The organism is Pseudomonas sp. 39004, from assembly GCF_028682155.1.
GTDB classification, from domain to species: Bacteria; Pseudomonadota; Gammaproteobacteria; order Pseudomonadales; family Pseudomonadaceae; genus Aquipseudomonas; species Aquipseudomonas capeferrum.
This window is the reverse complement of record NZ_JANIAG010000013.1, coordinates 1-15593: the sequence shown is the minus strand read 5'-3', so window position 1 is coordinate 15593 and position 15593 is coordinate 1. Positions and strand designations below refer to the sequence as shown.

At 64.8% G+C, this 15593-nt stretch carries 12 protein-coding genes; all 12 read right to left on the bottom strand.

All coding sequences use genetic code 11. The features are described 5' to 3' along the window. Nucleotides 1–43: 43 nt before the first annotated feature. On the bottom strand, nt 44–481 hold the full coding sequence (locus NP534_RS04050) for an Lrp/AsnC family transcriptional regulator (RefSeq protein ID WP_033700137.1): 438 nt from the start codon (nt 479–481) through the stop codon (nt 44–46). Next, complete coding sequence (thrC, locus tag NP534_RS04045; protein ID WP_274097844.1) at nt 478–1866, bottom strand: threonine synthase; 1389 nt, start codon at nt 1864–1866, stop codon at nt 478–480. Before thrC ends, NP534_RS04050 begins: the two co-directional genes overlap by 4 nt. 18 nt (nt 1867–1884) lie before the next feature. Further along, nucleotides 1885–2772 (bottom strand): LysR substrate-binding domain-containing protein, encoded by an 888-nt coding sequence (locus NP534_RS04040; protein ID WP_047583405.1) that lies wholly within the window; start codon nt 2770–2772, stop codon nt 1885–1887. 49 nt (nt 2773–2821) lie between these two features. Further along, complete coding sequence (locus NP534_RS04035) at nt 2822–4261, bottom strand: amino acid permease (protein WP_274097843.1); 1440 nt, start codon at nt 4259–4261, stop codon at nt 2822–2824. A gap of 123 nt (nt 4262–4384) precedes the next feature. Further along, nucleotides 4385–5644 carry a cystathionine gamma-synthase family protein gene (locus NP534_RS04030; RefSeq protein ID WP_274097842.1) on the bottom strand — a complete coding sequence of 420 codons (1260 nt, stop codon included), beginning with the start codon at nt 5642–5644 and terminating at the stop codon, nt 4385–4387. A 151-nt stretch (nt 5645–5795) separates the two neighbouring features. Continuing rightward, on the bottom strand, nt 5796–6776 hold the full coding sequence (gene lipA, locus NP534_RS04025; protein WP_443201070.1) for a lipoyl synthase: 981 nt from the start codon (nt 6774–6776) through the stop codon (nt 5796–5798). Between the two features lie 61 nt (nt 6777–6837). Then, complete coding sequence (gene gcvT, locus NP534_RS04020) at nt 6838–7962, bottom strand: glycine cleavage system aminomethyltransferase GcvT (RefSeq protein WP_274097840.1); 1125 nt, start codon at nt 7960–7962, stop codon at nt 6838–6840. 21 nt (nt 7963–7983) lie between these two features. Continuing rightward, nucleotides 7984–9240, bottom strand: coding sequence for a serine hydroxymethyltransferase (gene glyA / locus NP534_RS04015; protein ID WP_274097839.1), 1257 nt, complete (start codon nt 9238–9240; stop codon nt 7984–7986). A gap of 60 nt (nt 9241–9300) precedes the next feature. Next, nucleotides 9301–12171 carry an aminomethyl-transferring glycine dehydrogenase gene (gene gcvP, locus NP534_RS04010; protein WP_274097838.1) on the bottom strand — a complete coding sequence of 957 codons (2871 nt, stop codon included), beginning with the start codon at nt 12169–12171 and terminating at the stop codon, nt 9301–9303. A 14-nt stretch (nt 12172–12185) separates the two neighbouring features. Further along, nucleotides 12186–12563 carry a glycine cleavage system protein GcvH gene (gene gcvH / locus NP534_RS04005; RefSeq protein ID WP_274097837.1) on the bottom strand — a complete coding sequence of 126 codons (378 nt, stop codon included), beginning with the start codon at nt 12561–12563 and terminating at the stop codon, nt 12186–12188. 260 nt (nt 12564–12823) lie between these two features. After that, nucleotides 12824–14356, bottom strand: a complete 1533-nt coding sequence (locus tag NP534_RS04000) for a sigma-54-dependent transcriptional regulator (RefSeq protein WP_047583410.1) — start codon at nt 14354–14356, stop codon at nt 12824–12826. A gap of 81 nt (nt 14357–14437) precedes the next feature. Beyond that, the coding region (locus NP534_RS03995) for an amino acid permease (RefSeq protein WP_274097836.1) at nt 14438–15593 on the bottom strand (1156 nt) is incomplete at its 5' end.

The following is a 15593-nucleotide window of genomic DNA, read 5'->3' as shown; positions in this document are numbered from 1 at the left end:
GTAATCAATGAGATAAATTTTGTTCGGGGGGATAGAAGCGGGGTTAAAAGACGGCGGAGAGGACGAAGGAGGTGACGGTGTTTTCAACACCCTTGATGCCGGCGATTTCTTTCCACACGGCGTGGACCCGCTCCGGGGTAGCGGCAGCAACCCTGAGCATCAGGTCAAACTCGCCGCTGAGCACTTCGCACTGCACCACCTCGGGGATGCTCCGCAAGGTGGCCAGCACGTCGTCACCGCGCATGCGGTCGTAGCGATAGACGAAAATCACCGCACTGATCAACGACGATGGCCGGCGGGCGTCCCCCAGCCTAACCGTATAGCCCTGTATCGCACCGTCGCGCTCAAGCCGTTCGATACGCTGGCGCACCGCATTGCGCGACAGGTTCACCTTGGCCCCGAGCTCGGCGTGGGCGATGCGTGCGTTGGCGGTCAATTCGGCAAGGATGCGCTCGTCCAGCGGGTCGAGAATACGCTTCATGCGGGCCTCGACTGCGCCACCAGCAAGGCCTTGCACAAGCCATCCAGGTCACCCCGATGCAACGCCGGTGGGCCCTTTTGCACCGGTGGCAGGCAGGCCAGCTCACCCTCCCAGACACCCAGCTGCGCCAGCAGCGCGGCAGACTTGCTTGGCGCGATCTGGCCCAGGGTCACCATCGGCGCACCCAGGCTGCGCCGATGCATGCGGCCCGCCAGTGCGCCGACGGCCGTATGAGGGTCGACCAACGTTGCCGCTTGCTCGCGCAGGGTGATGACTTCGCGGCGTACTTCGGCTTCGTCCACCGCATAGGAGTCGAACAACACCCGCGCCTCAAGCCATTGCGCATTGCCGATGCTCAATTCACCACAGGCCTCGAAATGCTCCATCAGCGCTGCGACACGGCTGCCGCTGCGCCCATACAGCTCCCAGATGAAGCGCTCCAGGTTCGAATACAACGAGAAGTCCATGGCCGGTGACGACGTGCGCTGACTGGCATGGGGGGCGTAGCGGTTGCGATGAATGAAACGGTGAAGGGCATCGTTGCTGTTGGTCGAAACGATCACTTGGTTGATCGGCAACCCCATTTTCTGCGCAATGAAGCCGGCGTAGATTTCCGCGAAGCTTGCCGCCGGTACGCTGAATGCAACCGGCCGGGTGCCGCCACCCAATTGCAGGGCCGCGTGGAAGTAGAACACGATCTGCGCCAGCACCCCCACCCAGTTGGTCGAGTTGAAACACACCGGTATCAAACCCTCCAGCGGCCAGGCACGAAACAGCCGCGCCACCAGGGTCTGGCAGTCGTCGAAACTGCCCTCGACCGGCAGCAGCTGAACACTGGCGGGGTCCGCCGCCTGCAAGGCGACCAGGCGGTCTGCCGGGATCTCGCCCTGCGGGTAGAGAATGGCCAGGCGCACATTGGGCCTGGACGCAAAGGCCTCGATCGCGGCAATGCCGGTATCACCATTGGTGGCCCCGACCACCAGTGCCTCGCCGCCGGAGTGCGCCAGAAAGTGGCTGACCAGCCGTGCCTGGAGCTGCGCGGCGAAGTCCTTCGAGGTGCGTGTGGGGCCATGGAACAACTGCAGGATCCATTCGTTATGGCCAATCTGCTGCAAGGGTGTGATCGCGCGGTGGCTGAAGGCCTGGTAGCTGTCGCTGAGCAGCACGCGCAAGCACGGGTCATCGATGGCATCGCCAACAAAGGGCGCGATGACCCGCCAGACCAGCTCATCGAAGGGCAGCCAGGACCAGCTGGCAATCGCCTCGGGGCTGATTACCGGCAAGTACGCCGGCACATACAGCCCGCCATCGGCGGCAGGCCCCGACAGCACGACTTCACGGAAGTCCGCTCGCACATCAGCGTTGCGGGTACTGACGTAATGCATGAAAACTCCCCAGAGTTACTAAGGCCGGTGCGCGTGTGCCACCAGCCAGGATGAAAACAGCGCAGCATCGGGCGGCAGTGGCCGCCCTTGCTCGCGTACCAGGTAAAACGATTCGCTCGCTTCGATGCGCTGGCTGAAGGGTGCGACCAGCTGGCCGTCCCTGAGCAGGTCCTCGACCACGGACGATCGCGCCAGCGCCACCCCCTGCCCCAGTTCGGCCATGCGAATGGTGGACACCAGCGTGTCGAACTGCAGCCCCCGCGAGTAATCGACATCGTCCGCGCCAACCCGCTTGAGCCAGTAGCCCCAGCCCTCCTCGTAGCCCAGCACATGCAGCAGCGGGTGGTGCCTGAGGTCGCGCGGCTGGCGAATGGGCGAGCGCGCCATCAGCGCCGGCGAACAGACCGGCACCAGCACGTCCCAGGTCAAGCGTTGGGCATGCAGCCCGGGCCATTCGCCGTTGCCCCAGCGCACCTCCAGGTCGTCCTCGCCATCCGGCGCCTTGACCCACAGGTTGCTGATGTAGCGGATGTCGATGTGCGGGTGCTGGCGGCTGAAGTCGGGCAGCCGCGGGGCCAGCCAGTACTGCAGGAACGACAAGCTGCCGCGCACCTTCACCGGCCCGCGCTGGTGCTGGCCGAAGATCTCGTTGGTGCCCACCGCCAGGCGGCTGATCGCATCCTGCACCACCGGCAGGTAGGACTGCCCCTCTTCGGTCAGGCCCAAGCCCCTGGGCAGGCGCTTGAACAAGGCCACGCCCAGGTGGTGTTCGAGTTGCCGAATCTGCTGGCTCACCGCCCCCTGGGTGAGGTGCAGCTCCTCGGCTGCGTGAGTAAAGTTCAAGGCGCGTGCCGACACTTCGAAAGACCGCAGCCAGTTGAGCGGCGGCAGGGTTTTTTGCTTCATCGACACGACCTCGTTCACAGTGGGGTCCGTGCATCATGAACCGGAAGGCTCAGCTCACGCCAACACTCGAACCTGCCGGCGCCAGGGCCGCCAGCCGCTGTGCACGCTTGTTGCGGGTGACCCAGTAGACGAAGTAGCACCAGCCAATGAACGGGATGCCGAAGTACAGGGCGACGCGTTGTTCGGGGTCGAAGGCGATGCCGACACAGGCCAGCACGCAGCAGGCAATCGCGCCCAGCGGCACCCAGGGGTAGCCGCGCACCCTGAAGTGCAGGTCTTCGACCCGCCCGCCATTGGCCACGTAATGGCGGCGGAAGGCGATCTGGCTGCCGGCAATGCTCATCCACACCACCACCACCGCCAGGCCGGAAATCGACACCAGCGCCAGGTACACTGTGTCCGGTGCCAGCACGCTGCTGAGCAGTGACGCCACGGCCCCGGCCATGCTCAGCACAATCGCGTTGACCGGCGTGCCACGCGGCGACAGGCGGGCGAAGCACTTGGGCATATGGCCCTGGTCACTGAGCGTCCACAGCATCCGTGAGGCCGCGTACAGCCCGGAGTTGGCGGCCGACAGCAAGGCGGTAAGGATCACGAAGTTCATGATGTCTGCCGAATACGGGATGCCGATCAGGTCGAAGACCATGACGAACGGGCTTTCGACCAGGCCTGCCTGTTCGCGCGGCAGCAAGGTGGCCAGCACGATGATGGTGCCGACAAAGAACAGCGCCAGGCGCACCACCGTGGTCCGAATGGCCTTGGGCACGCTCACCTGCGGGTCTTTTGCCTCGCCGGCGGCAATGCCGATCAGTTCGGTACCGGAAAACGCAAAGGACACCGCCAGAAGCGTCATCGCAATCGGCAATACGCCGGTCGGGAACAACCCCTCACGGGTGAAGTTGGACAGCCCGATACCCTGCACATGCTGCACATCGAACAGGCCGAAGATGGCGCCAGCGCCGATGGCGATGAAGGCAATCACCGTCAGCACCTTGACCAGCGACAGCCAGAATTCGGTCTCGGCGAACAGGCGCACCGACACCACGTTGCTGACCAGTACCGTGATGGCGAACAGCGCGCTCCAGATCCACACCGGCGTGTCGGGAAACCAGCGGACCATCAGGATGCCCGCCGCGGTGAACTCCGAGCCGATGGCCACGGTCCAGGTCAGCCAGTACAACCAGGCCACCGTGTAGCCGGTGCCTGGCCCCAGGTAGCGGGTGGCATAGCTGCTGAACGAGCCGGTTTCGGGCATCTGCACCGCCAGCTCACCCAGGCAGACCATGACCAGGTAGACCATCACCGCGCCGACGCAATACGCGATCACCGCGCCCAGGGGGCCAGCCTGGTTGACCGTGTAGCCCGAGGTCAGAAACAGGCCCGTGCCGATCACCCCGCCCAGCGCCAACATGACGATATGGCGGGTGTGCATCTCTTTCTTGTACCCGGCCGCTTGGGCCGACGCCGGGTTTGATTGTTCGGTGGACATAATCGAGTTCTCATGAAGTGGCTGGCAATCAACCGGCAATCGGCCTTCTGGCCGACCCCGTCGATGTGTCAGCGGCTGTTATTGTTATGGCTTTCATGAATCAGGAAGGGCGCGCCCAGCGCCTCAGGTCGACACTTCAACGTGCCGATCGCAGCGGTCGCTGCCCTGCCCCTGCTGGGCGCGCACTGTCGCGAACGCCTGGCGCAGGTCTGCCAGCAGGTCAGCGGTATCCTCGATGCCGACCGAAACCCGCACCAGGCCTTCGGAAATGCCCAGTGCCTGGCGCTCTTCCAGGGTGTTTTCCACGTGGCTGGTTGTCCGTGCCGGCCCGTAGATGGTTTCCACCGCACCGAGGTTGCCGGCGCGGTGGGCATAGCGCAGCTTGGGCAGCAGCGCGACGACGGTGTCCATCCCGCCTGCCAGGACGAAACTGACGATCGCGCCAAAACCGCGCATCTGCGCGTTGGCGATCGCGTGGCCGGGATGCTGCGGCAACCCGGGGTAGTTGACCGCCTCCACCAGCGGCTCGGTGCACAGGTATTCGGCCAGGGCCTGGGCGCTGGCCTGTTGCTGACGCAGGCGCAGCGCCAGGGTCTTGATGCCGCGAATGATCAGGTAGGCGGAGAACGGGTCCAGCGAGGCGCCGTTGATTTCACGGTAGTGACGCACCTGCGCCATCAAGGTTTCGGCGCCGCAAACAACACCGCCCAGCACATCGCCATGCCCGGACAGGAATTTGGTCGCGCTGTGCACCACCACGTCGACGCCCAGCAGCAGCGGGTTCTGGTTCAGCGGCGTGGCGAAGGTGTTATCGGCAACCACCAGTGCCCCCACACGCTTGGCGGCGGCTACCAGGCGGCGGATGTCGAGGATTTTCAGCGTCGGGTTGCTCGGCGTCTCCAGGTAGACCACATCGCAACCGCGAGCGATTTCACGCTCCATGGCATCGCTGTCGAGGGTGTCGCACAGCGTCACCTCGATGCCCTGGCGGGGCAGGAACTCTTCGAAGATCTTGTTGGTGCCGCCGTAGCTGTCGCGGGTCGAGACCACACGCTTGCCGTTGCACAGGAAGGTATGCAGCACACCGCTGATGGCGGCCATGCCGGTGCTGAAGGCCACGGCCGACTCGGCGTGTTCCAGGGCGCACAGTTTGTCTTCAAGGACCGCAACCGTCGGGTTGCTCATGCGGCTGTAGATGAAGCCAGGTTGTTTGCCCAGGGCGATGTCGTACCAGGCGTCGATGTCCTGATAGCCGTAGGCGGCACTGGCGATGATCGGGGTTTGGGTGGCGTTGTAGGGGTGCTCGACCTGTTCACCCTCCCACACCACCTGTGTACCGATACCGGGCTGCACGCCGTGGGCGACCTTTGCTTGGTTATTCATGTAATTGTCTCGCATCGATGAAACACGACGGTGTTTCGACTGGTCTGCGAGGACTATAGAGCGCGCATACGCCCCTGAAAAACGATGCAATAAGGGCCTTAGGGGCGCTTTTTTTAATGGCTTCTGGGGGGCTGCTGCGCAGCCCCGGCGTTTACCGAACCGCGTGCAAGGCTTGCTGGTCGGCATGGTAGGACGAGCGCACCAGCGGCCCCGACGCCACATTCCTGAAGCCCATCACCACAGCCTGCTCGGCGAACCAGGCAAAGGTATCCGGGTGCACGAACCGCTGCACCGGCAGGTGGCTGCGCGAAGGCTGCAGGTATTGCCCCAGGGTCAGCATGTCGACCTGATGCTCGCGCATGCGCTGCATCACTTCCAGCACCTCGTCGTCGGTCTCCCCCAGGCCCAGCATCAGCCCGGACTTGGTCGGCACCCCGGGCACCCGGCGCTTGAAGTTCTCCAACAGGTCCAACGACCACTCGAAGTCCGACCCCGGCCGTGCCGCCTTGTACAAGCGCGGCACGGTCTCCAGGTTATGGTTGAACACATCCGGCGGCGCCTGTTCGGTGATGGCCAGGGCTACGTCCATGCGCCCCCGGTAATCCGGCACCAGGGTTTCCAGCTTCGTGCCCGGCGACAGCTTGCGGATTTCGCGCAGGCAGTCGACGAAGTGCTGGGCACCGCCGTCGCGCAGGTCGTCACGGTCCACCGAGGTGATTACCACGTACTTCAGGCGCAGCTCGGCAATGGCAATCGCCAGGTGCTTCGGCTCATCGGCATCCAGCGGTTTCGGCCGGCCATGGCCGACGTCGCAGAACGGGCAACGCCGGGTGCAGATGTCGCCCATGATCATGAAGGTCGCCGTGCCACCGGAAAAGCACTCGCCCAGGTTCGGGCATGAGGCTTCTTCGCAGACGCTGTGCAGCTTGTGCTTGCGCAGCAGCGCCTTGACCCGGGCGACCTCGGGTGACGTGGCGATGTCCACGCGGATCCAGTCGGGTTTGCGCGGCACTTCCTCGGTGGGCAGGATCTTCACCGGGATGCGCGCCACCTTTTCGGCGCCGCGCAGTTTCACGCCGGCTTGCAGGGGCTGCGGGCGCGTGGCCGCAGGCAGGGTCTGGTTCATGTTCATGCTCCGCCAGTCAGGGCTTCATCCACGGTTGCTTCATCCACGATGCTTCAGCCACGATGCATCACCCACGAAAGTAACGTTGCGCCACGAACGGTGTGCGCACCACCCGCATCGGCACCCGCTTGCCCCGTACCAGGGCGAACACTTCGGTCTCCAGCGCCGTATACGCGCTCTGCACGTACCCCATCGCCAACGGCCCGCCCAAACTGGGGCCGAAACCACCACTGGTGACACGGCCGATTTCCTGTTCGTCAGCATCGACGATGAGTGCCCCTTCACGCACCGGCACGCGCTCGCTGGGCATCAAGCCCACCCGCTTGCTGGCCACGCCTTCACGCTGCTGGGCAAACAGCCGTTCGGCACCGGGAAAACCACCGGCACGCGCACCGTCGGCACGCCGGGCCTTGGAGATCGCCCAGGTCAGGCTGGCCTCGATCGGCGTGCTGCGCGCATCCATGTCATGGCCGTACAGGCACAGCCCGGCCTCCAGGCGCAGCGAGTCGCGGGCGCCCAGGCCGATGGCCTCGACCTCGGGCTCGGCCAGCAGCGCACGGGCAAGCATTGGCGCAGCGTCTGCCGGCACCGAGATCTCGTAACCATCCTCGCCGGTATAGCCCGAGCGGCTGACGTAGCAGTCGACACCCAGCAGCCTCACACGGGCGAACTGCATGAAGGTCATGGCGCCGACCTGGGATGCCAGGCGCCCCAGCACCTTGGCTGCCGCCGGCCCTTGCAGAGCCAGCAAGGCGCGGCTTTCGAACAGCGATTCGACCTCGCACTGCCCTTCCAGATGCTGCCTGAGGTGCAGCAGGTCCTGGTCCTTGCAGCCGGCGTTGACCACCAGGAACAGTTCGTCATCGCCCAGGTTGGCAACCATCAGGTCGTCGAGGATGCCGCCTTCATCGTTGGTGAACAGCGCATAACGCTGCATGCCCACCGGCAGGTCGATGATGTCGACCGGTACCAGCGCTTCCAGGGCCTTGGCAGCGCCAGCGCCCCGCAAACGGATCTGGCCCATGTGCGAAACGTCGAACAGGCCGGCCTGCTCGCGGGTGTGCAAGTGCTCCATGAGCACCCCAAGCGGGTACTGCACCGGCATGGCGTAACCGGCGAAAGGCACCATGCGTGCGCCCAGCTTCAGGTGCAGGTCATGCAGCGGCGTTTGCTTCAGTTGTTCTGTAGTCATGAACGATTCCCCTTGGCCGATTCAGGCGCGGTAGACCGGATATTCCGCACACAGCTTGGCCACCGACCCGGCCACCTGGGCCTCGACATCGGCATCACCAAGGTGGTCGAGGATGTCGCAGACCCACCCCGCCAGGGCCACGCACTCTGCAACCTTGAAGCCGCGGGTGGTGACGGCCGGGGTGCCGATGCGCAGGCCCGATGTCACGAACGGCGACTGCGGGTCGTTTGGCACGGCGTTCTTGTTGACGGTGATGTGCGCGCGGCCCAGGGCGGCGTCGGCGTCTTTACCGGTGAGGCCCTGGCGGATCAGGCTGACCAGGAACAGGTGGTTGTCGGTGCCGCCGGACACCACGTCGTAGCCGCGGTCAATGAACACCTGGGCCATGGCCTGGGCGTTTTCGATGACCTGCTGCTGGTAGCGCTTGAACTCAGGCGCCAGCGCTTCCTTGAAGCACACGGCCTTGGCGGCGATGACGTGCATCAGCGGGCCACCCTGGGCGCCAGGGAATACGGCAGCGTTGAGCTTTTTCTCGATGTCTGCGTTGGCCTTTGCCAGGATCAGGCCGCCACGCGGGCCGCGCAAAGTCTTGTGGGTGGTGGTGGTGACCACGTCGGCGTACGGCAGCGGGTTCGGGTACAGGCCAGCGGCAACCAGGCCGGCGACGTGGGCCATGTCGACGAACAGCAGCGCACCGACCTTGTCGGCGATAGCGCGAAAGCGTGGGAAGTCGAGGGTCTTGGAGTAGGCCGAGAAGCCGGCAACGATCATTTTCGGCTTGTGCTCGACCGCCAGGCGCTCGACTTCGTCGTAGTCGATCAGGCCGGTGTCGGTATCGATGCCGTACTGCACCGCGTTGTACAGCTTGCCCGAAGACGACACCTTGGCGCCGTGGGTCAGGTGGCCGCCGTGGGCCAGGCTCATGCCCAAGAGGGTATCGCCAGCTTGCAGCAGGGCCAGGTACACCGCGCTGTTGGCGGAAGAGCCAGAGTGCGGCTGGACGTTGGCGTAGTCGGCACCGAACAGCTGCCTGGCACGTTCGATGGCCAACTGTTCAACCACATCGACGTGTTCGCAGCCGCCGTAGTAGCGCTTGCCCGGGTAGCCTTCGGCGTACTTGTTGGTCAGCTCGGTGCCCTGGGCCTGCATCACTTGCGGGCTGGTGTAGTTCTCCGAGGCGATCAGCTCGATATGGTCTTCCTGGCGCTGCACTTCGCGGCTGATGGCCGCATGCAGTGCAGGGTCGAAATCGGACAGGGTCAGGCTTTTATGGAACATGCGTGTGCTTCCTTGTTGTTGGGGGCAGGCAAGGCCCGGAGTGGGTCCGGGCCCGAGCGGTCAGGCATCCTGGTAGAGCGACAGGGGTGGGCAGGCGCACGCCAGGTTGCGGTCACCGTAGACGTTGTCCACGCGCCCCACCGGCGGCCAGTATTTGTTGTCGCGCAGCGCTGGCAGCGGGTACACCGCCAGCTCGCGGGCATAGCGATGGGGCCACTCGCCGACCAGTTCGCTGGCGGTATGCGGTGCGTTCTTCAGCGGGTTGTCGAGCTTGTCGAGGGTACCGTTCTCCACCGCGCGGATTTCCTCACGGATACAGATCATGGCCTCGCAGAAGCGATCGAGCTCTTCCTTGGACTCGCTCTCGGTCGGCTCGACCATCAACGTGCCCGCCACCGGGAAGGACATGGTCGGGGCATGGAAGCCAAAATCGATCAGGCGCTTGGCCACGTCCTCGACACTGATGCCACTGCTGTCCTTGAGCGGGCGCAGGTCAAGGATGCACTCGTGGGCCACCAGGCCGTTCTCGCCGGTGTACAGCACCGGGTAGTGCTCCTCCAGCCGCCGGGCAATGTAGTTGGCACTCAGAATGGCCAGCTGCGAGGCGCGCTTGAGCCCTTCCCCACCCATCATGCGGATGTACATCCAGGTGATCGGCAGGATGCTCGCGCTGCCATAAGGCGCCGCGCAGACAGCGCCCTCTTTGTGCGCCATGTGCGCGTGGCCGGGCAGGAACGGCGCCAGGTGCGCCTTGACACCGATCGGGCCGACCCCGGGGCCGCCGCCGCCGTGGGGGATGCAGAAGGTCTTGTGCAGGTTCAGGTGCGACACGTCACCACCGAATTTGCCCGGCGCGCAGAGGCCGACCATGGCGTTCATGTTGGCGCCGTCCAGGTACACCTGGCCGCCGTGCGCATGGATGATCTCGCAGATGCGGGTGATGCCCGCTTCGAACACGCCATGGGTCGAGGGGTAGGTGATCATCAGCGCGGCCAGCTGGTCGCGGTGCTGCTCGGCCTTGGCTTGCAGGTCGGCCACATCGACGTTGCCACGCTCGTCGCAGTTGACCACCACCACACGCATGCCGGCCATCTGTGCCGTGGCCGGGTTGGTGCCATGGGCCGACGACGGGATCAGGCACACATCGCGGCCCGCTTCGCCGCGGCTGGCATGGTAGGCGCGGATGGCCAACAGGCCTGCGTATTCGCCTTGGGAGCCGGCGTTGGGCTGCAGCGACATTGCGTCATAACCGGTAGCCTGGCAGAGCATGGCCTGCAGTTCATCGGTCAACTGGCGGTAACCGAGTGACTGTTCGGCCGGGGCGAACGGGTGCAGGTTGCCGAACTCGGGCCAGGTGATCGGGATCATCTCACTGGCGGCGTTGAGCTTCATGGTGCACGAGCCCAGCGCGATCATGGTGCGGTCCAGGGCCAGGTCCTTGTCGGCCAGGCTACGCAGGTAGCGCATCAGCTCTGTTTCAGAGTGGTAGCGGTTGAACACCGGGTGCTGCAGGAACGCGGTTTCGCGCAACAGTTGGGCTGGCAGGCGATCGCCACTGTCAGCGGCCAGGGCGGCGAAATCGGGCAGCGCCTGGCCAGGGGCGGCGAACACCTGCCACAGGGACTCGACACTGGCCTGCTCGCAGGTTTCATCCAGCGACAGGCCGACGCGGGTCTGGTCAATCAGGCGCAAGTTCAACTGCGCACCGTGGGCGGCGGCCAGCACCTCGGCGACAGGCTGGGCAGTCACCACGCTGACGGTGTCGAAGAAGTGCGCCTGCTCCACCAGGTGCCCGAGCTGCTGCAGCCCTTGCACCAGGATCGCGGTCAGGCGGTGTACCCGCCGGGCAATCTGCGCCAGCCCCGCGGGGCCATGGTAGACCGCATACATGCTGGCAATGTTGGCCAGCAGCACCTGCGCGGTGCAGATGTTGCTGGTCGCCTTCTCGCGACGGATGTGTTGCTCGCGGGTCTGCATGGCCAGGCGCAGGGCCGGCTTGCCGAAGCGGTCGATGGACACACCAACCAGGCGGCCAGGCATGTCGCGCTTGAACGCATCGCGGGTTGCAAAATACGCCGCGTGCGGGCCACCGAAGCCCAGCGGCACGCCGAAGCGCTGAGCGCTGCCCAGCACCACATCGGCATCGAATTCACCCGGTGGGGTCAGCAAGGTCAGCGCCAGCAGGTCGGCAGACACCGCCACCAACGCACCGACGGCATGGGCGCGTGCTACCAGGCTGCGGTGGTCGGCGATGGCGCCGGTGCTCGCCGGGTACTGCAGCAGCAGGCCGAAGTACGGCTCAAGGCTTTGCCCCTGCAGCGCCGCTTCATCACCGATGACCACTTCTATGCCCAGGGGTTGGGCGCGGGTGCGCAGCACGTCGAGGGTCTGCGGGTGGCAATGGCGGGAGGCAAAGAATGCCGGCGCCTTGCTCTTGGCCAGGCGTTTGCAGAAGGTCATGGCTTCGGCGGCGGCGGTGGCCTCGTCGAGCAAGGAGGCGTTGGCGATCTGCATGCCGGTGAGGTCGCTGACCAGGGTCTGGAAATTGAGCAGCGCTTCCAGGCGGCCTTGAGAAATCTCTGGCTGGTAAGGCGTGTACGCGGTGTACCAGGCCGGGTTTTCCAGCAGGTTGCGCAGGATCGGCGTCGGCGTATGGCACGGGTAGTAACCTTGGCCGATGTGGTTGCGAAACAGCTGGTTCTTCGCAGCGATGGCCTTGAGTGCTGCCAGGGCTTCAGCCTCGCCCTGCCCTTTGCTCAGCGCGAGCACGCTGGTGCCCTTGATGCTGTCGGGGATGACGCTGTCGATCAGGGCATCCAGGGTGTCGTGGCCGGTCAGCGCCAGCATCGCCTCGATGTCGTGCTCGCGAGGGCCGATGTGACGTGCGATGAACGCGTTATCGGTGGTCAATGCGACAGGTGCGTTGGTCATGTCGATACCCTGGTTCAGGCGTTGTCGGCCAGGAAGCGCTCATAGCCTTCCTGGTCCATCAAGGTGTCGAGGTCGGCGATGTTGGCGACCTGGATGCGGAAGAACCAGCCGTCCTGCATCGGTGAGGCATTGACCAGTTCCGGGTCGTCGGCCAGGGCCTGGTTGACCGCCACCACGCTACCGTTCAGGGGCATGCTGATGTTGCTGGCGGCCTTCACCGACTCCAGCACCGCGACTTCATTGCCCTCGGCGTACTCGCCCGGCTCCGGCAACTGCACGAACACCACGTCACCCAGCGCCTCTTGGGCATAGGTGGTGATGCCGACGGTCAACTCGCCAGTCGCTTCCAGACGCAGCCATTCGTGCTCGGGGGTAAAACGCAGCGTGCTCATGGGTCTTCCTCTCTTGTTATCAGGTGGGTCCCGGTCCAGGACTGAAACTACAAGAGCAAGGGCGATGCCAACTTGTGTAAAGCCTTTAATTTCAACTAGTTAGTTGAATATCGGGGTCATTTTCAAACGGCTTCTGCGGAACGAAACAGCTCCAGTGCGTCGCGCCGAGAGGCGCCCTTGAAGGGGCGTGCCAATGAATGTGGGGGCCCCGTTCCAGTGGAGTGCGTTCACTCCACTGGAACGTATTGGCACCAGGGCGGCTACGAGGGCCGGCTGGCGATGCCGTATTTGCGCAAGCGCTGGCCGATTGCGGTGTGCGAGGTCTGCAGGCGCGCAGCCAATTGCCGGGTCGAGGGGTACGTCGCATACAGGTTTTCCAGCAGGGACTTTTCAAACCCCTGCACCGCCGCTTCCAGGCTGATGACTGCTTGTGCGTCAGGCTGCTGGCTGCTCAAGGCGGTGCCGGCCAGCTCCAGGTCGTCGCAGTCGATCACCTCCCCTTCGCTGATGGCTGCCGCGCGGAACACCACGTTCTGCAACTGGCGCACGTTGCCCGCCCAGCGGTTGCCCAGCAGCAACGGGTGGGTGGCCAGCGCCAGCCGGCAGGGCGAGCGCTGGATCTGCGCGCAGGCCTGGCGCAGGAAGTGCTCGGCCAGCAGCAGGATGTCTTTGCCACGCTCGCGCAAGGGCGGCACCTTCAGGTTGAGCACGTTGAGGCGGTAGTAGAGGTCTTCGCGAAAGCTGCCTTCGAGCACCATGTTTTCCAGGTTGCGGTGGGTCGCACAGACCACCCGGACATTCACCCGCACCTCACCGCCGCCGCCCACCCGGCGGAAGCTGCCGTCATTGAGAAAACGCAACAGCTTGGCCTGCAGGTAGGGCGACATCTCCCCCACCTCATCGAGAAACACCGTGCCGCCATCGCCCAGCTCCAGCAGGCCAGGCTTGCCGCCGCGCTGGGCGCCGGTGAAGGCGCCGGCGGCGTAGCCGAACAGTTCGCTTTCGGCCAGGCTCTCTGGCAGTGCTGCACAGTTGAGCGCCAGAAACGACGCGTCACGCCGGGCGCTGAGGGCATGGCAGGCACGGGCGACCAGCTCCTTGCCGGTGCCTGTCTCACCCTGGATCAGCAGCGGCGCTTCAAGGCCGGCCACTTTGTGCAGGCGCACCTTGAGCTCCTTGAGCGCGGTCGAGTCACCGAGCAGCCCGTCCAGCCCTTCGCCAGGGTCGTGCAGCAACGACGCCAGGCGCTCGCCGATGCGGCTTGGCGGGTAAAGGGTGAGCAGGCCGCCGACCAAGGCCTCGGCACCGCCACTGATGGGCGTGGCCTCCAGCAACAGCGCCTGGCCCTGGAAACCCACCTCGCACATGGGCAGGCGAAAGCCCTTGTCGATCAAGGTCTGGGCCAGGTCTGCCTCGGCAAACAGCCGCGACAACGGCTCACCGGCCGGCTCGCGGCCAATCAGGCTGACCAGCGTGGGGTTGGCCAGCAGCACATGGCCGCCAGCGTCCACCGCCAGCACCGGGTCACTCATCGCCGCCAGCAGCGCCTCCAATTGCAGGCGCCGGCGATGGCCGGGCAGGAAGTCGACCAGCTCGACCGCCTGCACACCGGCCACCCGCAGCAGCGCAGCATGCAGTTCGTCCAGCACCGCCTGCTGCAGCGCCGGGGCGTCGATGTAGACGTTGGGCGGGATCATCTCCACCGCATCCAGGTTGAGGTTGCGCGCCCCCAGCAGTGCCAGGATTTCCTGGGTGATGCCGACGCGGTCGATGAAGGTGACGTGGATTCTCATCGTGATTCCCTGGTTGGCAAAACGACAACAGGGGGACGGCGCACACTGCGCTGTCCCCCTGGGTAAACGTGACGTTGGCGATCAATCCGCTTCGAAGGACAACGCGCTGTTCCCCTGTTTTTTCTGGCGGACGGACCGGTAGAACAGGCCCAGCAGCGCGAACCACACCGGCATGGCGAACAACGCCATGCGGGTGTCCGCTTCCAGGGCCAGCAAGCCGAGGATGAAGGCGAAGAACGCCAGGCACACCCAGCACATGATGGTGCCGCCCGGCATCTTGTATTTCGACGCACGGTGCAGGTGGTCGCGCTGCTTGCGGTACGCCAGGTACGACAGCAGGATCATCGACCAGACGAACATGAACAGCAGGGCCGACACCGTGGTGATCAGGGTGAAGGCGTCGAGCATGTTGGGCACCAGGTAGATCACCAGCGCACCGGCGGTCAGGCACACACAAGAGAAGATCAGGCCGTTGGACGGCACCGCGCGGCGCGACAGTGCGCTGAACGTGCCCGGTGCATCACCTTCCATCGCCAGGCCGTAGAGCATGCGGCTGGTCGAGAACACGCCGCTGTTGGCCGAAGACGCCGCTGACGTCAGCACCACGAAGTTGATGATGCCCGCTGCGGCGGGTAGCCCGGCCAGCACGAACAGCTCGACGAAGGGGCTCTTGTTGGCCACCACTTCTCGCCAAGGGGTTACGGCCATGATGGCGATCAACGCCAGCACGTAGAAGACGATGATGCGCAGCGGGATGGAGTTGATGGCCCGCGGCAGGTTGCGTTCCGGGTTCTTGGTTTCGGCAGCCGTGGTGCCGACCAGCTCGATGCCGACGAAGGCGAACACCGCAATCTGGAAGCCGGCGAAGAAGCCCATGAGGCCATGGGGGAACATCCCGTCGTCGTTCCACAGGTTGGCCAGCGTGGCGACGTTGCCAGCGGGCGACTGGTAGGCTGCCGCCACCATGTACACCCCCGTGCAGACCAATGCGCAAATGGCCACGATCTTGATCATGGCGAACCAGAACTCCAGTTCACCGAACATCTTCACCGTCATCAGGTTGAGGCTCAGCAACAGCCCGACGCAGCCCAGCGCCGGTAACCACAAGGGAATATCCGGGAACCAGAATTGTGAATAGGCGGAAATGGCGATCACATCGGCAATCCCGGTGACAATCCAGCAAAACCAGTAAGTCCAGCCGGTTCTGCTGATCGGCCTGACCCTGATCTTCCTGGTC